Source organism: Klebsiella sp. MISC125, from assembly GCF_051131775.1.
Taxonomy (GTDB): Bacteria; Pseudomonadota; Gammaproteobacteria; order Enterobacterales; family Enterobacteriaceae; genus Klebsiella.
Map to the genome: position 1 here is coordinate 5,134,985 of NZ_CP180448.1, position 26,134 is coordinate 5,161,118.

Here is a 26,134-nt window from a genome sequence, read left to right on the forward strand (position 1 = left end):
TTAACGTACCTTCAGCGTCGCCAGGCCAATCAGCACCAGCATCAGCGAAATAATCCAGAAGCGCACGATAACGCGCGGTTCCGGCCAGCCCTTCAATTCATAGTGATGGTGAATCGGCGCCATACGGAAGATGCGCTGTCCGCGCAGCTTGAAGGAACCGACCTGCAAAATCACCGATAACGTTTCTACGACGAAAACGCCGCCCATAATCACCAGCAGGAACTCCTGGCGCAGCAGCACGGCGATGATGCCCAGCGCGCCGCCGAGGGCCAGCGAGCCAACATCACCCATAAAGACCTGTGCCGGGTAAGTGTTAAACCACAAGAAGCCCAGACCCGCACCGACAATCGCCGTACAGACGATCACCAATTCCCCCGCATGACGTAGGTAAGGAATGTGCAGATAGCTGGCAAAATTCATGTTACCGCTCGCCCAGGCCACCAACGCAAAGCCCGCCGCCACAAACACGGTTGGCATAATCGCCAGACCATCAAGGCCATCGGTCAGGTTGACTGCATTACCCGTACCAACGATGACAAAATAGGCCAGCAGGATATAGAACAGACCCAACTGCGGCATCACGTCTTTAAAGAATGGGACCACCAGTTGAGTCGCTGGCGTATCTTTGCCCGCCATATACAGCGCAAAGGCGACGCCAAGCGCAATCACTGACATCCAGAAGTATTTCCAGCGGGCGATAAGGCCTTTGGTATCCTTGCGCACCACTTTGCGGTAGTCGTCAACGAAGCCGATGATGCCGTAGCCGATCAGTACGGTCAGCACGCACCAGACGTAAGGGTTGGACGGATAGGCCCACAGCAGTACGGAGACAACAATAGCGGTCAGGATCATGATCCCGCCCATCGTCGGGGTACCGCGCTTGCTAAAATGTGACTCCGGACCATCGTTGCGCACAACCTGGCCGAAAGAGAGTTTTTGCAGACGGGCGATCATGCGCGGGCCCATCCACAGAGAGATGAACAGCGCGGTCAGCAGGCTGACAATGGCGCGAAACGTCAGGTAGGAAAAGACGTTAAAGCCTGAATAATATTTGACCAAATGTTCGGCCAGCCATACTAACATGTTCCGTTCTCCTGTAATGCGCGTACTACCACTTCCATGGCGGCACTACGTGAACCCTTCACTAAAATGGTCATAATTTTGTGTTCTGCAATAAGCTCGCGCAGACGAGCTAACAGCGCGGCCTTCTCGCTAAAATGTTCGCCAACACCGCTGGCACTGCTGATATCTGAACTCAACGTTCCGACGCTCAACACGCAATCGAGACCAGCCGCTTTCGCCGCCTCGCCTACCTGACGATGGCACGCTTCGCTTTCTGCGCCGAGCTCGGCCATATCGCCAACAACCAGCACCCGGTAGCCCGGCATCTCAGATAAAACCTGCACCGCCGCGGTCATCGAGCCGACGTTTGCGTTGTATGAATCGTCCAGCAGGAGCTGGCTGTCGGTCAGTTGGATCGGAAACAGACGCCCCGGTACCGCCTTCAGATCCCGCAACCCGGCTTTGATCGCCTCATGAGTTGCTCCAACCGCCATTGACAGCGCAGCGGCGGCCAGCGCATTGGCGATGTTGTGACGACCCGGCAACGGCAGCAGTACATCAACGCTGCCCGTTGGGGTTTGCAGGGTAAATTCAGTACCGTGCGAGGTCACATGAACGTTAGTCGCCGTAAAATCGCTATTAGCGGCATTCGGCGAAAAGCGCCACGTTTTACGTTCGCCAATCACGCTTTGCCAGTTCAGCCAGTCATTGTTATCGGCGTTCATAATGGCAATGCCATTGACCGGCAGACCGGTATAAATTTCGCCCTTGGCTTTGGCAACACCTTCCAGCGAACCAAAACCTTCAAGATGCGCGGCAGCAAGATTGTTGACTAACGCGGCTTCAGGGCGCGTCAGGCTGACGGTCCAGGCTATTTCGCCCTGGTGATTAGCACCTAATTCGATAACTGCGTAATCATGTTCTTTGGTCAGGCGCAGCAGCGTCATCGGGACGCCGATATCGTTATTCAGATTGCCTGCGGTATACAGCGTATTGCCACACTGGCTGAGAATTGAGGCGGTCATCTCTTTGACCGAGGTTTTCCCGGAAGAACCAGTTAGTGCAACAACTCGCGCCGGAACCTGCTGGCGCACCCACGCGGCCAGTTCGCCGAAGGCCAGACGCGTATCTTTCACTATCACCTGCGGCAAATCACACGCCAGCTGATGACTGACTAACAATGCGCCGGCACCTGCGGCTTTTGCCTGTTCGGCAAAATCATGCGCATCAAAGCGCTCGCCTTTCAGTGCCACGAACAGGCAGCCTGCTGTGATCTTGCGGGTATCTGAAGTAACTTCATCAATCGCCACATCGCTACCGCGCAGTTCACCGCGCGTCACGTCGGCAAGCTGGCTGAGAGTCAAGCGAATCATGCTACCGCTCCCAGCAGACGCGCCACGGTGAGGCGGTCAGAGTAATCCAGTCGGCGATTGCCGACGACCTGGTAGTCCTCATGGCCTTTACCTGCCACCAGCACCACATCGTTTTCTTTTGCCTGCATTACCGCGTTGGTGACCGCTTCCGCACGGCCTTCCACCGCTTTCGCGTGGCCCGCATCTAGCATGCCAGCGAGGATATCGTTGATGATCGCCCGCGGCTCTTCAGTGCGCGGATTGTCATCGGTGACAACCACAATATCGGCAAACTCTTCGGCGATAGCGCCCATCAACGGGCGCTTGCCTTTGTCGCGGTCTCCGCCGCAGCCAAACACACACCACAGCTTGCCGCTACAGTGCAGACGCGCTGCCTGCAGCGCTTTTTCCAGGGCGTCAGGCGTATGGGCATAATCAACCACAACGGTCGGTTTACCCGGCGCGCTGAACACTTCCATTCGCCCGCAAACCGGTTGCAGACGAGAAGCGGTTTTTAACAGTTCAGCCAGCGGATACCCCAACGCCAGCAGCGTTGCCAGTGCCAACAGCAGATTACTGACGTTAAACGCGCCCATCAGGCGGCTTTCGATCTCACCGTTGCCCCAGTTGGATTCAAACTGAATGGTTGCACCGCTATCGTGATAATTCACAGCGGTTGCTTTGAGCCAGCGGCCCCGGCAGTTCGGATTAATATGGTTTTCCATTGAAACAGCAACCGCATCCGGCAGCTTCGCCAGCCAGCGGCGGCCCACTTCATCGTCAGCGTTGACGATCGCCTGACCGCAATGATGCGTTGAATAGAGCAGCCATTTCGCCGCTTCGTAATGCTCCATGTCGCCATGGTAATCGAGGTGATCGCGGCTCAGATTAGTAAAGACCGATGCGGCAAACTTCAGCGCGGCAACGCGATGCTGCACCAGGCCATGGGAGGAAACCTCCATCGCGGCAAACGTCGCCCCCTGCCCTGCCAGGCCGGAGAGTACGTGCTGCACATCCACCGCAGAACCGGTAGTATTTTCTGTTGGGATCACGTTCTCCAGCAGACCATTGCCTACCGTACCCATCACCGCACTGGTTTCGCCAAGCAGTTGCGCCCATTGCGCCAACAGTTGAGTAGTGGTGGTCTTGCCGTTCGTCCCGGTAACGCCAACCAGGCGCAGCTGTTCCGAAGGCTGATGGTAAAAACGCCCGGCCAGCGCGGATAAGCGCTCATTGAGTTGGCTCAGGTAAATGACCGGCACGCCGTGCATCTCACGGATTTCGCCGTCATCAGCCTCATCTTTGGCCTCAGCAATAATGGCAGCAACACCTTGCGCTATCGCCTGCGGGATATAACGACGCCCGTCCGCCTGATGACCCAAAACCGCGATAAAAAGATCGCCAGAAGCAGCCACCCGGCTGTCCAGCGTCATTTCCCGCAGAATTCGCTCCGGCGCATTTGGCACCCACGGAGCGAGAAGGTCGCGCAAATTACGATCTGCCACCTGTTCCCTCGCCTTGATTAATGACTAATTCACTTTTCTCAGCCGTTGCCAGCGCATCCGGCTCGATGTTCATGGTGCGCAGTACGCCGCCCATGATGGCACCGAAGACCGGCGCGGAAACGGCGCCGCCGTAGTATTTACCCGCCTGCGGGTCGTTGATCACCACCACCAGCGCGAAACGCGGATGGCTGGCGGGCGCAACGCCTGCGGTGTAAGCAATATATTTGTTGATGTAGCGACCATCCGGTCCTACTTTCTTCGCGGTACCGGTTTTAATGGCGATGCGATAGCCTTTGATCGCCGCCTTCACGCCGCCGCCGCCGGGCAGCGCCACGCTTTCCATCATGTGAACAACGGTACGAACGAGTGATTCCGGGAAGACGCGCTCGCCCGGAACCGGTGGATCAACTTTGGTAATCGACAGCGGGCGATAGATGCCATAGCTGCCAATCGTTGCGTAGACTCGCGCTAACTGTAACGGCGTTACCATTAGCCCATAGCCGAAAGAAAAGGTGGCCCTCTCTATGTCAGACCACCGTTGTTTTTGAGGATATAAGCCACTGCGTTCTCCGACCAACCCCAAATTGGTCGCTTTTCCAAGTCCAAAACGTGAGTAAGTATCTACTAACGCTGAGGACGGCATCGCTAACGCCAGCTTGGAAACACCGACGTTACTCGACTTCTGTAGTACCCCGGTCAGGGTCAATTCGCTATAGCGCGCCACGTCTTTAATCTCGTGGCCGTTAATTCGGTATGGAATGGTATTCAGCACGGTATTTTCGTTAACGATACCGCGCTGGAGCGCCGTCATTACTACCATCGGCTTTACCGTTGAACCTGGTTCAAACACGTCGGTGATGGCGCGGTTACGCATAGTATCTTTAGCGGTACCGGCGAAATTATTCGGGTTGTAAGAGGGGCTGTTGGCCATCGCCAGCACTTCGCCAGTGCTCACATCAACCAGAACCGCAGTGCCTGACTCCGCTTTGTTAAACGCCACGGCATTATTCAGCTCGCGGTAAACCAGTGCTTGCAGGCGTTCATCAATACTCAATGCCAGGTTATGCGCCGCCTGGCTGTCGGTAGAAGAGATATCTTCAATCACGCGGCCATAGCGGTCTTTACGCACGACACGTTCGCCAGGCTGGCCGGTAAGCCACTTATCGAAACTCTTCTCGACGCCCTCAATCCCCTGGCTATCCACGTTGGTGAAGCCAATAAGGTGAGCGGTTACTTCTCCTGACGGGTAGTAGCGGCGAGACTCTTCACGCAAATGAATCCCCGGTAGCTTCAGCTTGCGGATGTAATCGGCCATATCAGGGTTCACCTGACGCGCCAGATAGATGAAACGCATTCGCGGGTTGGTATTAATACGCGATGCCAGCTGATCCAGCGGCATATTCAACGCATCGGCCAGCGCTTTCCAACGATTATCCAGCGTGACGCCGCCAGCATCGTGTAGCTCTTTCGGGTCAGCCCAAATCGCTTTTACCGGCACGCTCACCGCCAGCGGGCGACCAGAGCGGTCGGTAATCATCCCACGCGCGGTGGAAACTTCCTGTACGCGCAGAGAGCGCATATCGCCCTGACGTACCAGCATATCCGGGCTAATCACCTGCAGCCAGGCCACGCGGCCCAGCAGGAAGCCCAGCGCCAGCAGAATACAGCCGCATAACAACGCAAAACGCCAACTGACAAAGTTGGCTTGTTCTTCCTGACGTTTTGCTTTTGGCGTTTTCGGCGCTGCTTTCATGCGTCGCAATAATCCTTATTTCTGTACAACGATATTTTCTTGTGATGGATCAACGTGTTGCATCTGCAACTTCTCCGTCGCGATCCGCTCAACCCGACTGTGATCGCCCAAGGCGTTCTCTTCAAGGATCAGGTTGCGCCATTCAATGTCCAGCGCGTCACGTTCCAGAACCAGCTGTTCACGCTGTGCCGTTAACAGGCGAGTATGGTGCGCCGTTGTCACCACCGTAATCGCCGTAACAATAATGCAAATGAACAGACAGAGTGGCAGCTTCCCAAACCGCAGAAGGTCGTCTCCGATCACGCCAGGCAAAGCATGGCGCTCGTTGCTTCCAATCGACCCTTTAACCTTGCTTAGGGCTTCTGTCACTCTGCCGATCATGCGTTCGTCCTCTCTGCAATACGCAGAACTGAACTACGGGCACGAGGATTTTCAGCTACCTCTTCTTCACCCGGCATCAACTTGCCTAGTGCTCTTAACTCACGGCCGCCCAGTTTTTTGAGCTGCTCTTCGGTCATCGGTAATCCAGCCGGAACCTGCGGACCGCGGCTTTGTTCACGCATAAAGCGCTTCACAATACGGTCTTCCAGCGAATGGAAACTGATGATTGAGAGCCGCCCACCCGGAGCCAGCACGCTGAGCGAGCTTTTTAGCGCCTGCTCTATCTCCTCCAGTTCACTGTTCACCCAAATGCGCACCGCCTGGAAGGTACGGGTCGCGGGATGTTTGAATTTGTCCTTTACCGGGGTGGCGGCCGTCACAACTTCCGCCAACTCTTTAGTTCGCGTCATCGGCTCCACACGGTTGCGCTCAACAATGGCGCGGGCAATACGTTTACCAAAACGCTCCTCGCCAAAGGTTTTAATCACCCAGGCGATATCGGCTTCATCGGCGGTTTGTAGCCACTCAGCGGCAGATTGACCGCGAGTTGGATCCATGCGCATATCCAGCGGGCCATCGCGCATAAACGAAAAACCGCGTTCAGCGTCATCAAGTTGCGGAGAGGAAACGCCAAGATCGAGCAGAATCCCATCGATCTTGCCAGTAAGTTCGCGCTCGCTAACATAATCAGCAAGCGCAGAGAAAGGACCATGAATGATGGAGAAGCGCGGATCATCGATGGTCTTCGCGACGGCGATAGCCTGCGGATCGCGATCGATTGCCAGCAGACGTCCCTCCGCTCCCAGTTGGGAGAGAATCAGACGCGAGTGACCACCGCGACCAAAGGTTCCATCAATGTAGATACCATCCGGACGAATATTCAGGCCGTTGACGGCTTCATCCAGAAGTACCGTAGTATGTTTAAAATTTTCCATCATTTTACAAAGACAAGTCCTGCAGGCGCTCCGACAGTTCCCCGGATGCGGACTGCTCAGCGTCGATATCTTCCTTGACCCGTTGATACCAGGTCGTTTCATCCCACAGCTCAAATTTATTGAACTGCCCGACCAGCATCACTTCTTTTGTCAGCCCGGCATGTTGCCGCAGCACCGGGGCAATCAATAGTCGCCCGGCATTATCCATCTGACATTCGCTGGCATGCCCCAGAAGCAAACGCTGCACGCGCCGCTCAGTGGGATTCATGCTCGATAAACGCGACAATTTTTGCTCGATGATTTCCCATTCGGGCAAGGGGTAAAGCAGCAGGCATGGGTGATGAATGTCAATGGTGCAAACCAATTGACCGGAAGCGTCCTCGATCAGCCCGTCGCGGTAACGCGTCGGTACGGCCAGACGGCCTTTGCTGTCAAGATTGACTAACGTTGCCCCTCGGAACATGCCAGCCTCACCCCTTTTCGCCACTTTAACCCACAAATTCCCACAAGAAGGAGTTTACGGAGCGGAGGAAAAGCTTGTCAAGCCAGCACGGATGCTAACAGAGCTCAAAAACCCATTATTTACAGCCGATATTCACCCTGATGGAAAATCACCCAACAAACGAAGCAAATTAACGTTATGAATATCGGTAAGAAAACAACCAACAAACTTGTAACAGTTAAAAGCAGCAAAATATCTTCGCGGGGAAAATATAAAGTGTCAGTTTGCGACGCGAGCGGCATTTTAGGCCATTCTGATGTCCGTTAACAGCACCAGTTGTTGTCAGAGAAGCACGTTTGCCGCGGGGTACAGAGGAATGAGGGGGAGCACGGGCATAAAATGATTGTTAATTCAGCAAATAACCAAATGAATGTAACAAAATAATACGAATAAAAACCTGCGGCGCTTTTCATGCACGCACTTGATACAAAAAGGCAATGGGTCCTAATAAAACAAAAATAATACGTAAAGAAGTTTAGGGATTTGTCTGAAAGATATTCAGCCAAAAAATATTTACGTCATTTGTTCGGATTATCGCCAGACGAGTATCCGTCTGGCGAACAACCTGCGAATAATCCTAACCGCATACTGCCGATATGTTTAACGACGGTTCAAACTACCACGGCGATACAGATTGCGCCGGATGCGGCTCAAGCCCGGCTTTGGCTTGCGCGGTTCATCGAGGCTGGCGAGCACAATCTCCAGTACGCGTTCAGCAACATCACGATGGCGCTGAGCAACGGCTAACACCGGACACTGGAGGAAATCCAGCAGCTCATTATCGCCAAAAGTCGCAATAGCCAGTTCAGAAGGCAGCTTCCCTTCACGACGCAGCGTGACATCCATCACCCCCTGCAACAGCGGAAATGATGTCGTGAACAGCGCCTGCGGCATGGGATGCGTTTCCAGCCACTTCTCGAATAGCTGTGCCGCTGCTTCGCGTTCATAGCTGTTGGCGTAGAGGTAATTCACCTCTCGCGGATCGTCTTTCCACGCCGTACGGAAGCCCTGCTCGCGCAGGAAGCTCACGGATAGCTCCGGTAACGCACCAAGATACAGTACCGTTTCAGCAGGGAATTTACGTAATTCTGCGCCGAGCATTTCAGCATCGTCCTGATCGGCACCAACTACGCTCGTGAAGTGTTCACGATCGAGCGCCCGGTCAAGGGCGACAATCGGGAAGGAATCATTGGCCCAGCGTTGATAGAACGGATGTTCAGGCGGTAGCGAGGTAGAAACGATAATGGCATCAACCTGACGCTGTAGCAGGTGCTCAATACAGCGCATTTCGTTATCCGGTTGATCCTCAGAACAAGCAATCAATAACTGATAGCCGCGCTGACGCGCCTGACGCTCCAGGTAATTAGCGATGCGCGTATAGCTGGTATTTTCCAGATCCGGAATGACCAGACCAATGGAACGCGTGCGTCCTGCACGCAAGCCCGCAGCGACCGCATTCGGGTGATAGTTGTGCTCACGAACAACCGCCATCACCTTTTCAACAGTCTTATCGCTAACGCGATACTGCTTCGCTTTACCGTTAATCACATAGCTAGCGGTGGTTCGCGAGACACCGGCCAGCCGGGCGATTTCATCCAGTTTCACAATTGCCCCTTGGGTAATAAGTACAGAACATAACCATTCTTCAGGTATGGATTCATTTTTATAACATCTAAGCGCAGAAAAGTGAGCACAGCAACCGCTTTAGTCCACAGTTCCCACCGATTTCGCAAAAAAATAGCCCGACAGGCGGTGTCGGGCTATTTTTACATCAGTTTCAGCGACTCAACGCATGATTTTGTCGCCGCGCGACAATCCGACCACGCCGGAGCGAGCCACTTCCACAATTCGCGCAACATCGCGCAGTGAAGCCAGGAACGCATCCAGCTTGTCGCTAGTGCCCGCCAGTTGAACGGTATAAATAGACGGCGTCACATCGATAATTTGCCCACGGAAAATCTCCGTGTTACGCTTGACCTCATCGCGCCCATAACCGCTGGCCTGGACTTTCACCAGCATAATTTCTCGCTCAACGTGCGCGCCCTGCCCAAGCTCAGTAACGCGTAAAACGTCCACCAGCTTATGTAATTGCTTTTCTATTTGCTCTATCGCTTTCTCATCACCAACGGTTTGAATCGTCATCCTGGACAGCGTCGGATCGTCCGTCGGTGCTACCGTCAGGCTTTCAATATTATAGCCACGCTGCGAAAAGAGACCGATCACGCGGGATAATGCACCCGATTCATTCTCCAGCAATACTGATAATATCCGGCGCATAATCAGGTCCTCTCCGTTTTGCTCAGCCACATCTCGTCCATACCACCGCCGCGAATCTGCATAGGGTATACATGCTCACTGCCGTCAACCGTCACATCGACAAAAACCAGGCGATTGTTACGTACTTGCTCCAGCGCTTCAGTCAGCTTCGCTTCCAGCTCCTGTGGGTCGCTAATACGAATCCCGACATGACCATAGGCTTCCGCTACGCGGGCAAAATCGGGTAGCGATTCCATATAAGATTGTGAATGACGGCCAGAATAGAGCATATCTTGCCACTGCTTAACCATCCCGAGATAACGGTTATTCAGATTCAGTACCAATACAGGAAGATCGTATTGCAACGCGGTAGACAGCTCCTGAATATTCATCTGAATACTGCCATCACCCGTCACACAGACAACCGTTTCTTCCGGCAGCGCCATCTTCACGCCAAGTGCTGCGGGTAAGCCAAATCCCATGGTCCCCAGCCCGCCGGAATTAATCCAACGCCTTGGTTTGTCGAAAGGATAATAGAGTGCTGCAAACATTTGGTGCTGGCCAACATCAGACGTCACGTACGCATCGCCGTTAGTCAGACGCCAGATAGTCTCGATAACCGCCTGCGGTTTGATCTTGCCGCTTTGGGTGTCGTATTGCAGACAATGACGCGCGCGCCACTGTTCAATCTGCTGCCACCAGTCGCGAATTTCATCTAACGGCTGCAGAGACTCCTCGTGTTCGAGTAGCTCCAGCATTTGTTCCAGCACCAGACGCGCATCACCAACGATAGGAACATCGGCGGGAACGGTCTTTGAAATCGAAGTGGGATCAATATCAATGTGCAGCACCGTCGCGTTCGGACAGTATTTTGCCAGATTGTTCGTCGTACGATCGTCGAAGCGCACGCCAACAGCGAAAATCACATCAGAGTTATGCATGGTCATGTTGGCTTCATAGGTGCCATGCATACCTAACATCCCTAATGCCTGCTGATGCGATGCAGGAAAAGCGCCCAGCCCCATCAGCGAAGAAACGACGGGCAGCTTCAGTTTCTCAACCAGGGTATATAGCTGCGGTTCACATTTCGCATTAATTGCCCCACCGCCAACATAGACGACCGGTTTTTTTGCCGTAATCAGCGTTTGCAGCGCACGTTTAATCTGCCCTTTATGGCCCGTTGTCGTCGGGTTATAGGAGCGCATGCTAACCGTATCTGGCCAGGTGTAAGGCAGCTTTTTCGCCGGGTTCAAAATATCCTTCGGCAAATCAACCACCACCGGACCAGGACGTCCACTCGCCGCCAACCAAAAGGCTTTTTTTAGGACGCCAGGGATATCTTCGGTTTGCTTAACCAGAAAGCTGTGCTTCACCACCGGTCGGGAAATCCCCACCATATCGCACTCCTGAAAAGCATCGTAACCAATCAAAGAGGTCGCAACCTGTCCGGAAAGAATCACCAGCGGAATAGAATCCATGTAGGCCGTCGCAATGCCGGTAATCGCGTTCGTGGCTCCTGGCCCCGACGTCACCAGCACCACGCCGACTTCGCCTGTCGCACGGGCCAGGCCATCAGCCATATGAACAGCGGCTTGTTCATGGCGAACCAGAATATGATCGATACCACCAAGGGTATGTAACGCATCATAGATATCGAGGACTGCGCCCCCGGGGTAACCGAACACTTGCTTGACGCCCTGATCGACTAGCGACTGGACGACCATCTCGGCTCCTGACAACATCTCCATGGTTTGCCTCCCGGCTTATTGTTTTTAACGACAGCGGAATCCAATTTCCGCGCGCTCGCACAATACGAAGCAAAAAGGCTCCGCAGTGAGGTGAATAGACTGCATGCCTTTACCATAACTGCTCGCCAACGGGCAGGCAATTAGCCACCGCCGCCACACTGCAAGCATTAATAGAAGAAAAGAAAGATTCTAAGAAGAAAAGCGGTGAAAAACTTCAGGGATAAGAAAATATGATGGTCAATACTCGGATAAAATTACCAACTACAGTAAATCATCCATTTTTCATCTGATGTCGATGGCCACCTGCGAGGATAAACAGAATAAAATTCTGCATTTGATGACTTTTGTCACACAAAGCAGGAGCCGAAGCCCCCGTTTGTTTAGCGACAATTTAGCGCTGGCAAATACTCGTCAGTAATTCTTCCATCCACTGATGGCCTTTATCGCGCCCCGCCGCTTCGTGCCAGGAGAGATAGCAGGTGCGGCTATTCACTTTCAGCGGCAAAGGTAATATTTGTAGATCCAGCTTATCGGCAAATTCAGTCGCCAGCCAGCGTGGTGCAATTGCAACCATGTTGGTTTGCGAAACAACATTTAATACGCTGACCATCGCATTTCCCTGATACGCAATGCGAGATTGTTTATCCGCAGAGTCATACCATGGCTGGCTAAATGATGCGTAGCGGTCGAGAGCAACCACCGCATGTTCTTCCTGATAAATATCCGTCTCCATTAACGGCCCGGAAATACGCGGATGCTTCCGACTGGCAACCAGCACCATTTCATCTTTAAATAATGGAACACAAGCAAACTCAGGACGACGAAACTCTTCATAACCAACAACGAATTCAATTTCCTGATAACGCAATTGATGCTCAGTGTTTTGATTCAATGCAGATTTAAAAACCAAATGAATGTTCGGCGCAATTTCGCCAACTTTATTAAAGATAACGGAAGTCAAATAGTTATCTAACGGGCTGCAGACACACAGATTGAAAACACGTTCACTGCTGAGCGGCTCAAAGCCAGAGCCTGGTAATTCATTTTGCACTAATTGCAGTGCCTGACGTACTGAGCCAAATAGTTGGAAAGCACGTGCTGTAGGCTGGATGCCGCGTCCGTAGCGAACAAACAGCTCATCATTAAACATCACTTTTAAACGTGATACCGCATTACTGACCGCTGGTTGGGACATTCCCAAAGAATGTGCCGCACGGGTGATGTTTTGTTCCTGCATCACCGCATCAAAAACGGTAAGTAGATTGAGATCAACCATACGCAGTTGAGGTTTAGTGATCTCTGCCCCTGGGGCAGCTTTATATTCAGTACCTTCAATTAACATATCTAACTCCACTGTCACGCTAAATTCCCTTTGCCAAAGTGCAGTAATTAATTCTGAGAATATCATTTATCATGCATATGACATTTGCAAAAGAGCAAAGATGAATTTTAGGAATATATCAAGGTTATGAGTGGCGACGAAAAATCCGCGCGATTGAAAGTACCGAAACCACTTAAACCATATCGTTTACTTGATGGCATTAAGTTTACCCATAAATATTAAAAATAAACAACAACAGTAGTGGTTAACTATAATTTAAGCACTATTAAAGTATCTATTTAAGTCACCCTTAAAGTTAACGTTTATTTATCATTGATAATCTATCCACATTCACACAAAAACATTCACACAATAAATAAATTCATAATTTTCATTAAGATATCATCTAGCCACAACGCACAGGAAATGAGAGCGTAAGTGAAAAGAAAACTTATCAAATGTTGACAGTCACACAGCGAGGAGCAACATCCAAAAAAGGATCATCGGTCAAAAAGCGCGATCTCTAGCACAATTAGCTAATTCACTGCTCAGGCAAAAAGACGTTTTCTTCTTCCGAGTGTTGACATTAAACGCCATATCCAGTAACTCTAAAAGCATAACGATTTCATTTGGAGTATGACGCAATGATTTGCACCACTCGCTTCCTCAGCCTACTACTACTAAACGCATCCATTTTGCGCGGTAGGCTGTTGGGCGACGTTCATCGTTAAGTCATCTTCCAGCAAGACTATAAAACCCGCGCCGATGCGCGGGTTTTTTTATGCTCGTCAGCAAGGCGCCCGGACACAGACTAAGGATTTAAACCATGAGCCAGCAAGTCATTATTTTCGATACAACCTTACGTGACGGCGAACAAGCCTTACAGGCCAGCCTGAGTGTAAAAGAGAAGCTGCAAATTGCTCTGGCCCTGGAGCGTATGGGCGTTGATGTGATGGAAGTTGGTTTTCCGGTCTCTTCTCCGGGCGACTTTGAGTCCGTACAAACCATCGCTCGCAACATTAAGAACAGTCGCGTTTGCGCGCTGGCCCGCTGTGTTGAAAAAGATATTGATGTAGCGGCAGAATCTTTAAAAGTGGCCGAGGCGTTCCGCATTCATACTTTTATCGCCACCTCACCGATGCATATCGCCACCAAGCTGCGCAGCACCCTGGACGAAGTGATTGAGCGCGCGGTGTATATGGTGAAGCGCGCACGTAATTACACTGACGACGTTGAGTTTTCCTGTGAAGATGCTGGCCGTACGCCAATTGCCGATCTGGCGCGCGTCGTTGAAGCGGCGATCAACGCTGGCGCAACCACTATCAACATCCCGGACACCGTTGGCTACACCATGCCGTTCGAATTCGCCAATATCATTACCGGTCTGTATGAACACGTTCCTAATATCGATAAAGCGATTATCTCCGTCCACACTCATGACGATTTAGGCATTGCGGTCGGTAACGCCATCGCTGCGGTTCACGCCGGCGCTCGTCAGGTTGAAGGCGCAATGAACGGCATCGGCGAGCGCGCAGGTAACTGCTCGCTGGAAGAAGTGATCATGGCTATCAAAGTGCGCAAAGACATCATGGATGTGCACACCCGCATTAATCACAACGAAATCTGGCGCACCAGCCAGACCGTTAGCCAGATTTGTAATATGCCGATCCCCGCGAACAAAGCCATCGTCGGTACCGGTGCCTTCGCTCACTCCTCTGGTATTCACCAGGATGGTGTGCTGAAGAATCGCGAAAACTACGAAATCATGACCCCGGAATCTATCGGTCTGAACCAGGTTCAGTTGAACCTGACTTCTCGTTCAGGCCGTGCCGCGGTGAAACACCGTATGGAAGAGATGGGCTATAAAGAAAGCGACTACAACATGGATCATCTGTATGACGCTTTCCTGAAGCTGGCGGATAAAAAGGGCCAAGTGTTTGATTATGATCTGGAAGCTTTAGCCTTCATTAACAAGCAGCAAGAAGAGCCAGAACATTTCCGCCTGGACTACTTCAGCGTCCAGTCCGGGTCCAGCGATATCGCGACCGCGTCCGTGAAGCTGGCCTGTGGTGAAGAAACTAAAGCTGAAGCCGCCAACGGCAATGGCCCGGTAGATGCCATTTATCAGGCGATTAACCGTATCACCGGCTATGAGGTTGAGCTGGTTAAATACGATCTGAACGCCAAGGGTCAGGGCAAAGATGCGCTGGGTCAGGTGGATATCGTGGCTACCTACAACGGACGTCGCTTCCACGGCGTGGGTCTGGCAACGGATATCGTGGAATCATCCGCGAAAGCCATGGTTCACGTCCTGAACAACATCTGGCGCGCCGCCGAAGTCGAGAAAGAATTGCAACGCAAAGCTCAGAATAAAGAGAACAATAAGGAAACCGTGTAATGTCGAAGAATTACCATATTGCTGTTTTGCCAGGTGATGGTATTGGCCCGGAAGTCATGAACCAGGCGATGAAAGTACTGGAAGCTGTTCGCAACCGTTTTGATATGCGCATTACCACCAGTCAGCATGACGTCGGCGGCATCGCCATCGACCGTCAGGGCACTCCATTACCACAGACGACCGTAGAAGGCTGCGAGCAGGCTGATGCGATTTTATTTGGTTCCGTTGGTGGCCCGAAATGGGAACACCTGCCGCCTGCAGAGCAGCCGGAGCGCGGCGCGCTGCTGCCGCTGCGTAAACACTTCAAATTATTCAGCAACCTGCGTCCAGCCAAGCTGTACCAAGGTCTGGAAGAGTTCTGCCCGCTGCGTGCGGATATCGCCGCCAACGGTTTCGATATTCTGTGCGTTCGTGAACTGACCGGCGGCATCTACTTCGGCCAACCAAAAGGTCGTGAAGGCAGTGGCCAGCACGAGAAAGCGTTTGATACCGAGGTGTATCACCGTTTTGAGATTGAGCGTATCGCTCACATTGCGTTTGAGTCTGCCCGCAAGCGTCGTCACAAAGTCACTTCTATTGATAAAGCCAACGTGCTGCAGTCTTCTATTTTGTGGCGCGAAATCGTCAGTGAAATTAGCAAGCAGTATCCTGATGTTGAACTGGCACATATGTACATCGACAACGCCACCATGCAGCTGATTAAAGATCCGTCTCAGTTCGACGTTCTGCTGTGCTCCAACTTGTTTGGCGACATCTTGTCCGATGAGTGCGCCATGATCACGGGTTCTATGGGCATGCTGCCATCCGCCAGCCTCAACGAGCAAGGTTTCGGCCTGTACGAACCAGCCGGCGGCTCCGCTCCGGATATCGCAGGCAAAAACATCGCTAACCCGATCGCGCAGATCCTGTCGCTGGCGCTGCTGCTGCGCTACAGCCTGGATGCCGATAACGCGGCAACGGCAATTGAGAATGCGATCAACCGTGCATTAGAAGAAGGCGTGCGTACCGGCGATTTAGCTCGCGGTGCGGCAGCGGTCGGTACCGATGAAATGGGCGATATCATTGCCCGCTATGTCGCTGAAGGGGTGTAATCATGGCGAAGACGTTATACGAAAAATTGTTTGATGCTCATGTCGTTTATGAAGCGCAAAACGAAACCCCGCTGTTGTACATCGACCGTCATCTGGTCCATGAGGTTACCTCGCCGCAAGCATTTGATGGCCTGCGCGCCCACAACCGCCCGGTACGCCAGCCGGGTAAAACCTTCGCCACCATGGATCACAACGTTTCAACGCAAACCAAGGACATTAATGCGTCCGGCGAAATGGCGCGCATCCAGATGCAGGAACTGATTAAAAACTGCAAAGAGTTTGGCGTTGAACTGTATGACCTGAACCACCCTTACCAGGGCATCGTCCACGTGATGGGGCCGGAACAGGGCGTTACCCTGCCGGGTATGACTATCGTCTGTGGCGATTCCCACACGGCGACTCATGGCGCATTCGGTGCGTTGGCCTTTGGTATCGGCACCTCAGAAGTTGAGCACGTGCTGGCGACCCAGACCCTCAAGCAGGGTCGTGCTAAAACCATGAAAATTGAAGTCAAGGGTAAAGCGGCTCCAGGCATCACGGCAAAAGATATCGTACTGGCGATTATTGGTAAAACCGGCAGCGCTGGCGGTACCGGGCACGTTGTCGAATTCTGCGGCGAAGCTATTCGTGATTTAAGCATGGAAGGTCGTATGACCCTGTGCAATATGGCCATTGAACTGGGCGCCAAAGCAGGCCTGGTAGCGCCTGACCAAACGACTTTTGACTATGTGAAAGGCCGTCTGCAGGCGCCCAAAGGCCAGGATTTTGACGATGCGGTCGCATACTGGAAGACCCTGACCACCGACGATGGCGCGACTTTTGATAGCGTTGTCACTCTGCAAGCAGAAGAGATTGCCCCACAGGTCACCTGGGGAACAAACCCAGGCCAGGTTATCTCCGTTACCGACATTATTCCGGACCCGGCATCATTCACCGATCCGGTAGAACGTGCGAGTGCTGAAAAAGCGCTGGCGTATATGGGTCTGAAGTCTGGCGTGCCGTTAACTGAAGTGGCGATTGATAAAGTCTTTATCGGCTCCTGTACCAACTCTCGCATCGAAGACTTACGCGCCGCAGCGGAAATTGCTAAAGGTCGCAAAGTGGCTCCGGGCGTTCAGGCGCTGGTTGTACCAGGTTCTGGCCCAGTGAAGGCGCAGGCCGAAGCGGAAGGCCTGGATAAGATCTTTATCGAGGCCGGTTTTGAATGGCGTCTGCCGGGTTGCTCCATGTGCCTGGCAATGAACAACGATCGCCTGAACCCGGGTGAGCGCTGTGCATCTACCAGCAACCGTAACTTTGAAGGCCGCCAGGGCCGTGGCGGACGCACCCATTTGGTCAGCCCGGCAATGGCCGCAGCGGCAGCCGTTACCGGCCATTTCGCCGACATCCGTAGCTTGAAATAAGGAAACCATCATGGCAGAGAAATTTACCCAACATACCGGCCTGGTGGTTCCGCTGGATGCCGCGAACGTGGACACCGATGCAATCATTCCAAAGCAGTTTCTGCAAAAAGTCACTCGTACCGGCTTTGGTGCACACCTGTTTAACGACTGGCGCTTCCTTGATGACAAAGGTGAGCAGCCGAATCCGGAATTCGTGCTGAACTTTCCTGAGTACAAAGGAGCGTCGATTCTGCTGGCGCGAGAAAACTTTGGCTGCGGCTCCTCTCGTGAGCATGCGCCGTGGGCGTTGACCGACTATGGTTTTAAAGTCGTTATCGCCCCAAGCTTTGCCGATATCTTCTATGGCAACAGTTTCAACAACCAGTTGCTGCCGGTCACCTTGAGCGACGAACAGGTCGATGAAATGTTTAAGCTGGTTCAGGCGCAGCCAGGCATTACATTTGAAGTTGATCTGCAAGCTGAAGTGGTTAAAGCGGGCGATAAATCCTACAGCTTTAAAATTGATGCTTTCCGCCGTCACTGCATGCTCAATGGCCTGGACAGCATCGGCTTGACGCTGCAGCATGAAGATGCAATCTCTACTTACGAGAATAAACAACCCGCCTTTATGAATTAAAACCACGCGCAGTTCACCTCTCAGCCCGGCCTTTGCGCCGGGCTTTTTTGTTTTCCTCAGCAGAAAAATGAGATCTGATGCACATATATCGATATTGCTCAGCCTGATATATAGAAATATTTAAAGCCAGGAAAATAAATATTTATCAATTGGGCATTTATTCAATCATTCCCCTCCTTTTATTGTGTCAATTCACAAGTACAAGTAAAAAATCGCTTGAGATATTTAAGATAAGAATACAAACATGTAACTAAAACGTTAATTCCATAGAAGCACACTATAGCTCTACGCAAAAAAAAGCATTATTTTTCCATTTGGCGCCTCGTTATCTTTCCCCATAGAGAAATATTAACTTTGGACAGGCCAGGATCGCCGTACGGCGACCATCAGGCATCCAGTGGAGAGAGCATATGAGCCACTACCCCCACCTTTTTTCCCCGTTGACCATTAACGGGATGACCATAAAAAACCGTATCATCATGCCGCCAATGGGGACTAACCTGGCCAGCCTGAACGGTGAAGTCACTCAGGAACAGATTGAATACTATGAGTTACGCGCGCGTGGCGGCACCGGACTCATCACTATCGAAAATATTTGTATCGATTTTCCTTTCGCTTCTAATGGCACAACGCAGCTGCGTATCGATAACGATCAATATATTCCACGACTGTTCAAATTAACCGAAACCCTGCATAAACACGGTGCCTGCGTCGGTATCCAATTAAACCATGCCGGCGCTTCAGCTTATGCTTATCGTCTGAATGGTGAAATGCCGCTTTCCTCTTCCAGCACACCATCGAAAAAGAATGGCAATATTCCGCGCCCGATGACACGTGATGAAATTTATCACGCCGTGAGTAAATTTGGCGATGCCGCAGAGCGCGTACGCCGGGCTGGTTTTGACTGTGTGGAAATTCACGCTGGTCACTCTTATTTAATTAGCCAGTTTTTATCGCCGCTGTTTAATAAACGCACCGATGAATTTGGCGGCTGTATAGAAAATCGCGCCAGAATATTAACCTTAATTGTTGATAAAGTGCGCGCCTGCGTAGGGCCACGTTTTCCGGTGAGCTTACGTATTAGCGCTGATGATTTCTTAGAAGGCGGAAATACGCTCGAAGATTCGCTGCGCATCCTCGAACTGTGCCAGGACAAAGTCGATATTATCAACGTCTCCGCAGCGCAAAACGACAACCTGAATTTCCAGATTGACCAGATGTCTCTGGAGGATGGCTGGAAGCGTTATCTCTCCCGCGCGGTTCGCGACAAATTCCACAAACCAACGGTTATTGCAGGCAACATTCGTTCACCAAAAGTCGCCGAAGATATTATCGCCAGCGGTGATGCCGACCTGATTGCGATTGGCCGCGGGCTTATCGCCGAGCCAGAATGGGTACAAAAAGTCCAGAGCGGTAACGAGCGCCTGATGCGCAAATGCATCTCCTGCAACATTGGCTGCGCGGATCACCGCATCGCCCGTTCTCGCCCGCTGCGTTGCTCTATCAACCCGGATATTATCCACGGCGACGCTTACAAACAGCAGCGTGTGAACCGCGACACCAACGTGGTGGTTATCGGCGCTGGCACGGCGGGAATGGAAGCGGCCTGTACCGCGGCCGAAGTCGGCTGCCACACTTGGCTGCTTGAGGAAAAACACAGCATCGGCGGGCTGGCCAGCGAGATCTCTCTGTTGCCAGAGAAAAAGCGTATTGCCGATTTCCCGCAGTTTATGAAAAACCGTATCGCCTCGCTGGATAACCTGATGCTACAGGTCGGCAAACGCGCCACTGTTGAATCGGTTTCCGCCCTGCACCCTGATTTAATTGTCAATGCGACCGGTTCGGTTCCTCTGCTGCCACCAATTGAAGGGCTGCGCGAGAACATTGATGTCGAAGGCGGCAGCGTCTTTTCGATTACCAATATGATTCATCATCTGGACCAGTTTGCCGATGCGAAAGGTAAACGCATTGCTGTCGTCGGCGCAGGTGCGGTCGGTCTGGACGTCATCGAATATTTCTCCGCACGCGGTGCCAGCGCAGTACTTATCGAAATGCAGGAGTCAGCGGGCCGCGACCTGGACATCATCACTAAAAATGCCATGTTGACCATGCTTGATGAACATCACGTGGAACAGCACATGCAAACGCAGTTGGTTGCCGTTACTCCAACTCACTTCACAGTTAAAAACGCGGATAGCACCTTTGACATTCCCTTTGATTACGGCTTCGTCTGCCTGGGAATGCGCGCCAATACCACCGGTCTCAATGAGATTGAACAATGGGCCAGAGCCAATAACGTAAAAATAATGAACATCGGCGACAGCCTGATGGCCCGGCGAATCATTGATGGCGTGCGCGAGGGGCGCAACGTGCTGGACACCCTGGAAGACATGGGTGCTCTGGGTAACCGCGAATCTACAAAAATTCCATTTCTAACATATTGAGGATTTTATCATGGCAGAACGTATTACTGGACACACTGAGCTGATTGGCCTGATTGCAACTCCGATTCGCCACAGCATGTCACCGACAATGCATAACGAAGCCTTTGCCAAACTGGGGCTGGACTATGTTTACCTGGCTTTTGAAGTCGGTAATGAGGAGCTGAAAGATGTCGTACAGGGTTTTCGGGCGCTAAAACTGCGCGGCTGCAACGTCTCTATGCCGAACAAAACCGAAATTTGCCAGTATCTGGATAAGCTCTCCCCGGCAGCAGAACTGGTTGGCGCGGTGAATACCGTGGTGAACGACAACGGCGTGTTAACGGGTCACATCACCGATGGCACCGGCTATATGCGCGCGCTGTCTGAAGCAGGCATCGACATAATCGGCAAAAAAATGACCGTATTAGGTGCAGGCGGCGCGGCAACCGCGCTCTGCGTACAGGCCGCGCTGGATGGCGTCAAAGAGATCTCCATCTTCAACCGTAAAGATAAATTCTTCGCCAACGCAGAACAAACCGTCGCCAAGATCCGTAATAACACCAACTGTGCGATCCATCTGTTCGACCTGGACGATCATGACAAACTGCGCGCCGAGATCGACAGCAGCGTCATTCTTACTAACGCGACCGGCGTTGGCATGAAACCGTTTGAAGGCCAGATGCTGCTGCCTAACGACAGCTTCCTGCGCCCGGATCTGATCGTTTCTGACGTGGTTTATAACCCGCGCAAAACGTATCTGCTGGAAGTGGCTGAGAAAAAAGGCTGCCGCACCATCAATGGTCTGGGCATGATGCTCTGGCAAGGTGCGCGTGCTTTTGAAATCTGGACGGGCAAAGAAATGCCGGTTGAACACGTCAAAAGTATCCTTTTTTAAGGATGGGGCGCGATGAAAAATAAATATGTCCCAACGGCAGCGGGGCTATACCTTAACTATCTGATCCATGGCATGGGGGTATTATTAATTACCCTCAATATGGCGAATTTACAGACGCAATGGGGAACCGACGCTGCCGGCGTCTCCATCGTCATATCGTCGCTAGGTATTGGTAAACTCGCCACGATCGTGACAGGATTCCTGTCCGATCGCTTTGGACGCAAACCCTTTATCTATCTCGGGATCGCCAGCTATCTGGTGTTTTTCCTCGGTATTTTACTGACGAAAAACATTTATATGGCCTACTTCTTCGGCATTATGGCAGGTCTGGCAAACAGCTTCCTCGATTCCGGAACCTATCCGGCGTTGATGGAGTCTTTCCCTAACTCCGCCAGCCGCGCGAACGTGCTGATCAAAGCCTTCGTCTCTGCTGGGCAGTTCCTGCTGCCGTTCATTATCGGCGCGCTGATATGGGCGAATATGTGGTATGGCTGGTCGTTTATCATCGCCGCAGCATTGATGGTTCTGAGCGCCATCTATCTGATAAAAATGCCTTTCCCGGATCATCGGGCGAAAAAGGAAACTGTCGAAAAGTCCCAGGCTGTTACAGCTGCTCCGCAAGCTAATTCCGGCAAGCTGGATATGGTGGTATTTACCCTGTACGGCTATATCGGGATGGCGACTTTCTATCTGGTTAGCCAATGGTTAGCGCAGTACGGCGAGTTCGTGGCGGGGATCCCGCATGAGTCGGCCATTAAACTGCTGAGCGTCTATACTGCGGGTTCTCTGACTTGCGTATTTGTCACTGCGGCCTTCGTCAAAGAGGTGTTCAGTTCAGCCGTCGCCATGATCATCTATACCTTCCTGTCGATGATTTCACTGCTGATCGTCTGCCTGTTCCCGACGCCAATGGTGGTTACCGGGTTCGCCTTTATCATCGGCTTTGCCGCCGCTGGCGGTGTTCTGCAGATAGGCGCGACCATTATGGCGATGAGCTTTCCTAACGGAAAAGGCAAAGCCACCGGGATCTTTTATACCGCAGGGAGTCTGGCAAGCTTTACGATTCCACTCATCACGGCAAAACTGTCGAAGATTGGTATCGCCAGCATTATGTGGTTTGATCTCCTGATCGCTATCGTCGGCTTTGTGATCGCTCTGTACATCGGTTATCGTCAGTTTCAGGCTCGCGCCGCTGCAAAAACATCTCATGTTGCAGCAACCGCCTGATGGTCAATGACAAAAAGAATAATGGATACCAACATGACTAAAGCAGTAACAGTAAAAAACATCACCTTCCAGGAAGGGGAAACCCTGATTTGCGTTCCGCTGATTGGTAAAACCATTGACGAACTGCAAGTCAATGCTCGTGCCCTGGCTACTGCCGGAGCTGACATTATCGAATGGCGTGTTGATCACTTCACGCAGGTTAGAGAAATTGAGCAGGTACTGTTGGCGCTGGGCGAAATTCGTCAGTTGCTGAAAGACATTCCGCTGCTGTTCACCTTCCGCAGTAAAAAAGAGGGCGGCGAAACGGAAATTAGCGATGAAGCTTATTTTGAACTGAATCGCCAAGCGGCGGTTAGCGGACTCGCTGACGTCATTGATGTCGAGCTATTCAATGATGAAGCACAGATTCGTTCACTGGTGAACGATGCCCATGCGGCTGGCGTAAAAGTCATCATGAGTAATCATGATTTCCATAAAACTCCGGCTCAGGAAGATATTATCTACCGCCTGCGTCGTATGCAGGATCTGGGTGCCGATTTACCGAAAATCGCCGTCATGCCGCAGTCGCCGCAGGATGTGTTAACCCTGCTGTCTGCAACCCTGACGATGAAAGAAAAGTATGCAACCCGCCCATTAATTACCATGTCGATGGGTAAATCCGGCGGGGTTAGCCGGGTAACGGGTCGTTTGTTCGGTTCAGCAATGACCTTCGGTACCGTAGGTCAGGCGTCAGCACCGGGACAAATCGCCATTACTCAGCTGCGTGAACTGATGGATATTCTTTCCTGATAAAACAGTGCCCGGAGGTTTCCTCCGGGCATCTACTTAAATCATTTTTTGGCTGTCATTAATAATAACATTCTTAAACGACTGAATTGCAGGGGAAAGTACCCGCTCTTTCATCGTTGCCAGATAGATATAGCGTGGAGGAATCGCATTTTTGATCGTCAGGATATGCACGTTGTAGTACGAGAGTGCGGAAATTCGCGGCATAATCGCAATACCATAATCAATACTCACCAGCCCCGCCATCGCCGTATCCTCGTCAACATAGCAAGCAATGTCCGGCACTAATTTTTGCTGCATAAATACGTTATCGATAAAAGGCCGCAGACCGCTATTTTCTGAAAAATAGACATAGGGATAATGAATCGTCTCAACCAGATCGACTTCATCATCATATAGCCTGGCAAGAGGATGATCTTTCGCCGTCACGACAACCAGTTCTTGCTGAATAATTGGAATAAAATCAATATCTGGTTCATCAGCAATATAAGAGCAAATGGCTAAATCAGTCTTTCCGGCCTTCAGTTCCTGTAGCAACGTTAGCGACGTGCCCTGAGTAAAAGAAAACGTCACATTGTGACAAGATGGTGAAAGTGAGTATTTATTAATTAACTGCGGAACAACAAACTCACCCATTGTATAAATAAAAGCAATACGAATATTCTCTTTGTTTTCCGCACTATTTTTTTGCAGCGTCATGCGACCATTTTCCAGAGAAGCCAGCGCATCTTCCACGTAGGGCAGAAAGCGTTTACCATTCTGTGTGATCTTGACATTTCGCCCTTTTCTGGCAAATAGCGCTACTCCCAGTTCTTTCTCCAGCTCAGATATGGCATGGCTTAAGGAGGGCTGGGTGATGAAAAGACTAGAGGCCGCCTCGGTGTAATGCTCGGTTTCTGCCAGTCGCTTAAAATAATAAAGTTGCTTTAGGTTCATTATTTTTGCTCGTATAATATAAGAATAAAACTAATGCACCTAATATACCATACAAGCCATCTATGATGAGTCGCAAAGGGCAAATATCGGCGTCGCATCAAATATTGTTTTGTTATTTTATTCATCACGTAACAAAGGATTGCAATATCATAGACTAAATCAATGGTTCAGTAGAATATTTTTGCATGTGTCAATATATGCAAAAATATTTTAAACTTTAAAGGAACTCTCAATGAGGACAATCGATGTTCAGGAAAGGCCTATTTCGCCACCGGCCACGCAGAAGCGAACCAAAACGCGAATTGTAATTTTAATGTTACTCTCTATTGGTACGATGATAAATTATCTTGATCGTACTATCCTTGGTATTGTTGCTCCTAAGTTAACAAGCGAAATACATATCGATCCGGCAATGATGGGCATCGTTTTTTCTGCTTTTGCCTGGACCTATGCGCTGGCACAAATCCCTGGCGGCATGTTTTTAGATCGCTTTGGTAACAAATTAACCTACGCGCTTTCCATTTTTTTCTGGTCAACCTTCACTCTATTACAAAGCTTTTCAGTCGGGTTAAAATCCTTATTGCTATTGCGTTTAGGTCTGGGAATCAGTGAAGCACCCTGTTTCCCGGTCAACAGTCGGGTCGTGAGCAAATGGTTTCCCCAACATGAACGCGCACGTGCAACGGCAACTTACACCGTCGGAGAATATATTGGTCTGGCAGCATTCTCTCCGTTACTCTTTATTATTCTTGAACATCATGGCTGGAGAACGTTATTTTTTATTACTGGTGGATTAGGTATCGCCTTCACTTTTGTATGGTGGAAGTTTTATCATGAGCCGCATGAATCCAAAACCGCAAATAAAGCAGAACTGGAATATATCGGTTTAGAAAATACCGAGAAAGCGAATGAAAATGTCCCTTTCAACTGGCCCGATGCAAAACGTTTACTGTGCTGCAGGCAAATCATTGGCGCCAGCCTTGGGCAGTTTGCAGGTAATACTACGCTGGTTTTCTTCCTGACCTGGTTCCCCACCTATCTGGCCAATGAGCGCCATTTGCCATGGCTTCACGTTGGTTTCTTCGCCTCCTGGCCATTTATGGCAGCGGCTGTTGGCATTCTTTTCGGTGGCTGGGTCTCCGACAAAATATTAAGAAAAACCAAGTCTGTAAATATTAGTCGAAAACTACCCATTATTTCAGGGCTGTTGCTTTCCAGCTGTATCATCGCGGCTAACTGGGTGGAGAGTAACACTGCGGTCATTATTATTATGTCGATAGCCTTCTTTGGTCAGGGGATGGTTGGACTGGGCTGGACGCTAATTTCAGATATTGCCCCTAAAAATATGGCTGGGCTAACCGGTGGGATCTTCAACTTCTGCGCAAATATGGCATCGATCATTACCCCATTGATTATTGGCATCATCATATCGATGACCGGTAATTTCTTCTACGCACTCATTTATATTGGTCTGACGGCATTTATTGGCGTTATCGCCTATATTTTTATTATCGGCGATATCAAACGGATTGTATTGAAATAGC

22 protein-coding genes are annotated in these 26,134 nt (G+C 51.2%); 10 read left to right on the forward strand and 12 right to left on the reverse strand.

Going from position 1 to position 26,134, the window contains the following annotated elements:
- From mraY to leuO, 11 genes are all read right to left on the reverse strand, one after another.
- Nucleotides 1-1,083: a phospho-N-acetylmuramoyl-pentapeptide-transferase gene (mraY, locus tag ACMYSL_RS24070; protein WP_110272559.1), complete on the reverse strand. Its 1,083-nt coding sequence runs from the start codon at nt 1,081-1,083 to the stop codon at nt 1-3.
- Entirely contained in the window at nt 1,077-2,435 is a 1,359-nt protein-coding gene (gene murF, locus ACMYSL_RS24075; protein WP_434660125.1) for a UDP-N-acetylmuramoyl-tripeptide--D-alanyl-D-alanine ligase, read from the reverse strand. The genes mraY and murF overlap by 7 nt, the downstream gene beginning before the upstream one ends.
- A complete protein-coding gene (gene murE / locus ACMYSL_RS24080; protein ID WP_434660126.1) occupies nt 2,432-3,919 on the reverse strand; it encodes a UDP-N-acetylmuramoyl-L-alanyl-D-glutamate--2,6-diaminopimelate ligase in 1,488 nt (495 codons plus the stop codon). Before murE ends, murF begins: the two co-directional genes overlap by 4 nt.
- A complete protein-coding gene (locus tag ACMYSL_RS24085) occupies nt 3,906-5,672 on the reverse strand; it encodes a peptidoglycan glycosyltransferase FtsI (protein ID WP_182236325.1) in 1,767 nt (588 codons plus the stop codon). Before ACMYSL_RS24085 ends, murE begins: the two co-directional genes overlap by 14 nt.
- Nucleotides 5,673-5,687: 15 nt before the next feature.
- Nucleotides 5,688-6,053 carry a cell division protein FtsL gene (gene ftsL, locus ACMYSL_RS24090; RefSeq protein WP_110272563.1) on the reverse strand — a complete coding sequence of 122 codons (366 nt, stop codon included), beginning with the start codon at nt 6,051-6,053 and terminating at the stop codon, nt 5,688-5,690.
- Nucleotides 6,050-6,991 (reverse strand): 16S rRNA (cytosine(1402)-N(4))-methyltransferase RsmH, encoded by a 942-nt coding sequence (gene rsmH / locus ACMYSL_RS24095; protein ID WP_112215531.1) that lies wholly within the window; start codon nt 6,989-6,991, stop codon nt 6,050-6,052. The genes ftsL and rsmH overlap by 4 nt, the downstream gene beginning before the upstream one ends.
- 1 nt (nt 6,992) lies before the next feature.
- Nucleotides 6,993-7,451 carry a division/cell wall cluster transcriptional repressor MraZ gene (mraZ, locus tag ACMYSL_RS24100; RefSeq protein ID WP_110272565.1) on the reverse strand — a complete coding sequence of 153 codons (459 nt, stop codon included), beginning with the start codon at nt 7,449-7,451 and terminating at the stop codon, nt 6,993-6,995.
- A gap of 639 nt (nt 7,452-8,090) precedes the next feature.
- Entirely contained in the window at nt 8,091-9,095 is a 1,005-nt protein-coding gene (gene cra / locus ACMYSL_RS24105; protein ID WP_112215532.1) for a catabolite repressor/activator, read from the reverse strand.
- A gap of 180 nt (nt 9,096-9,275) precedes the next feature.
- Complete coding sequence (ilvN, locus tag ACMYSL_RS24110) at nt 9,276-9,767, reverse strand: acetolactate synthase small subunit (RefSeq protein WP_110272568.1); 492 nt, start codon at nt 9,765-9,767, stop codon at nt 9,276-9,278.
- 2 nt (nt 9,768-9,769) lie between these two features.
- The gene (gene ilvI, locus ACMYSL_RS24115; RefSeq protein WP_331329691.1) at nt 9,770-11,494 is read right to left on the reverse strand and encodes an acetolactate synthase 3 large subunit; all 1,725 of its coding nucleotides are present in this window, start codon (nt 11,492-11,494) and stop codon (nt 9,770-9,772) included.
- A 391-nt stretch (nt 11,495-11,885) separates the two neighbouring features.
- Nucleotides 11,886-12,854 (reverse strand): transcriptional regulator LeuO, encoded by a 969-nt coding sequence (gene leuO / locus ACMYSL_RS24120; protein ID WP_112215534.1) that lies wholly within the window; start codon nt 12,852-12,854, stop codon nt 11,886-11,888.
- 605 nt (nt 12,855-13,459) lie between these two features.
- Here leuO and leuL point away from each other — a divergent pair.
- The 9 genes from leuL to aroD all read left to right on the forward strand — a co-directional run bounded on the left by leuL (nt 13,460) and on the right by aroD (nt 23,657).
- A complete protein-coding gene (gene leuL / locus ACMYSL_RS24125) occupies nt 13,460-13,546 on the forward strand; it encodes a leu operon leader peptide (RefSeq protein WP_110272571.1) in 87 nt (28 codons plus the stop codon).
- A gap of 95 nt (nt 13,547-13,641) precedes the next feature.
- The gene (gene leuA / locus ACMYSL_RS24130) at nt 13,642-15,213 is read left to right on the forward strand and encodes a 2-isopropylmalate synthase (RefSeq protein WP_110272572.1); all 1,572 of its coding nucleotides are present in this window, start codon (nt 13,642-13,644) and stop codon (nt 15,211-15,213) included.
- Complete coding sequence (leuB, locus tag ACMYSL_RS24135) at nt 15,213-16,304, forward strand: 3-isopropylmalate dehydrogenase (RefSeq protein ID WP_110272573.1); 1,092 nt, start codon at nt 15,213-15,215, stop codon at nt 16,302-16,304. Before leuA ends, leuB begins: the two co-directional genes overlap by 1 nt.
- A 2-nt stretch (nt 16,305-16,306) precedes the next feature.
- Nucleotides 16,307-17,707: a 3-isopropylmalate dehydratase large subunit gene (gene leuC, locus ACMYSL_RS24140; protein ID WP_434660129.1), complete on the forward strand. Its 1,401-nt coding sequence runs from the start codon at nt 16,307-16,309 to the stop codon at nt 17,705-17,707.
- Between the two features lie 10 nt (nt 17,708-17,717).
- Complete coding sequence (gene leuD, locus ACMYSL_RS24145; protein ID WP_182236317.1) at nt 17,718-18,323, forward strand: 3-isopropylmalate dehydratase small subunit; 606 nt, start codon at nt 17,718-17,720, stop codon at nt 18,321-18,323.
- A 410-nt stretch (nt 18,324-18,733) separates the two neighbouring features.
- A complete protein-coding gene (locus tag ACMYSL_RS24150; protein ID WP_304256114.1) occupies nt 18,734-20,767 on the forward strand; it encodes an FAD-dependent oxidoreductase in 2,034 nt (677 codons plus the stop codon).
- A 10-nt stretch (nt 20,768-20,777) separates the two neighbouring features.
- Nucleotides 20,778-21,641: a shikimate dehydrogenase gene (locus ACMYSL_RS24155; protein WP_304256111.1), complete on the forward strand. Its 864-nt coding sequence runs from the start codon at nt 20,778-20,780 to the stop codon at nt 21,639-21,641.
- Between the two features lie 12 nt (nt 21,642-21,653).
- Complete coding sequence (locus ACMYSL_RS24160; protein ID WP_304256107.1) at nt 21,654-22,868, forward strand: MFS transporter; 1,215 nt, start codon at nt 21,654-21,656, stop codon at nt 22,866-22,868.
- A 33-nt stretch (nt 22,869-22,901) separates the two neighbouring features.
- The gene (aroD, locus tag ACMYSL_RS24165) at nt 22,902-23,657 is read left to right on the forward strand and encodes a type I 3-dehydroquinate dehydratase (RefSeq protein ID WP_112215539.1); all 756 of its coding nucleotides are present in this window, start codon (nt 22,902-22,904) and stop codon (nt 23,655-23,657) included.
- Nucleotides 23,658-23,693: 36 nt separating this feature from the next.
- Here the strand turns inward: aroD and ACMYSL_RS24170 are convergent, their stop codons facing one another.
- Entirely contained in the window at nt 23,694-24,590 is an 897-nt protein-coding gene (locus ACMYSL_RS24170; RefSeq protein WP_110272580.1) for a LysR family transcriptional regulator, read from the reverse strand.
- A 232-nt stretch (nt 24,591-24,822) separates the two neighbouring features.
- Here ACMYSL_RS24170 and ACMYSL_RS24175 point away from each other — a divergent pair, with 232 nt between their 5' ends.
- Entirely contained in the window at nt 24,823-26,133 is a 1,311-nt protein-coding gene (locus ACMYSL_RS24175) for an MFS transporter (RefSeq protein WP_434660132.1), read from the forward strand.
- Nucleotide 26,134 lies beyond the last annotated feature (1 nt).

Bases quoted from the DNA above. Each gene is read 5' to 3' on its own strand.
- ACMYSL_RS24150 (WP_304256114.1), top strand. From the start codon at position 18,734: ATGAGCCACTACCCCCACCTTTTTTCCCCGTTGACCATTAACGGGATG.
- ilvN (WP_110272568.1), bottom strand. From the start codon at position 9,767: ATGCGCCGGATATTATCAGTATTGCTGGAGAATGAATCGGGTGCATTA.
- ilvI (WP_331329691.1), bottom strand. From the start codon at position 11,494: ATGGAGATGTTGTCAGGAGCCGAGATGGTCGTCCAGTCGCTAGTCGAT.
- ftsL (WP_110272563.1), bottom strand. From the start codon at position 6,053: ATGATCGGCAGAGTGACAGAAGCCCTAAGCAAGGTTAAAGGGTCGATT.
- ACMYSL_RS24085 (WP_182236325.1), bottom strand. From the start codon at position 5,672: ATGAAAGCAGCGCCGAAAACGCCAAAAGCAAAACGTCAGGAAGAACAA.
- ACMYSL_RS24155 (WP_304256111.1), top strand. From the start codon at position 20,778: ATGGCAGAACGTATTACTGGACACACTGAGCTGATTGGCCTGATTGCA.
- ACMYSL_RS24175 (WP_434660132.1), top strand. From the start codon at position 24,823: ATGAGGACAATCGATGTTCAGGAAAGGCCTATTTCGCCACCGGCCACG.
- leuC (WP_434660129.1), top strand. From the start codon at position 16,307: ATGGCGAAGACGTTATACGAAAAATTGTTTGATGCTCATGTCGTTTAT.
- ACMYSL_RS24160 (WP_304256107.1), top strand. From the start codon at position 21,654: ATGAAAAATAAATATGTCCCAACGGCAGCGGGGCTATACCTTAACTAT.
- leuD (WP_182236317.1), top strand. From the start codon at position 17,718: ATGGCAGAGAAATTTACCCAACATACCGGCCTGGTGGTTCCGCTGGAT.
- rsmH (WP_112215531.1), bottom strand. From the start codon at position 6,991: ATGATGGAAAATTTTAAACATACTACGGTACTTCTGGATGAAGCCGTC.
- aroD (WP_112215539.1), top strand. From the start codon at position 22,902: ATGACTAAAGCAGTAACAGTAAAAAACATCACCTTCCAGGAAGGGGAA.
- ACMYSL_RS24170 (WP_110272580.1), bottom strand. From the start codon at position 24,590: ATGAACCTAAAGCAACTTTATTATTTTAAGCGACTGGCAGAAACCGAG.
- leuL (WP_110272571.1), top strand. From the start codon at position 13,460: ATGATTTGCACCACTCGCTTCCTCAGCCTACTACTACTAAACGCATCC.
- murF (WP_434660125.1), bottom strand. From the start codon at position 2,435: ATGATTCGCTTGACTCTCAGCCAGCTTGCCGACGTGACGCGCGGTGAA.
- leuA (WP_110272572.1), top strand. From the start codon at position 13,642: ATGAGCCAGCAAGTCATTATTTTCGATACAACCTTACGTGACGGCGAA.
- mraY (WP_110272559.1), bottom strand. From the start codon at position 1,083: ATGTTAGTATGGCTGGCCGAACATTTGGTCAAATATTATTCAGGCTTT.
- mraZ (WP_110272565.1), bottom strand. From the start codon at position 7,451: ATGTTCCGAGGGGCAACGTTAGTCAATCTTGACAGCAAAGGCCGTCTG.
- leuB (WP_110272573.1), top strand. From the start codon at position 15,213: ATGTCGAAGAATTACCATATTGCTGTTTTGCCAGGTGATGGTATTGGC.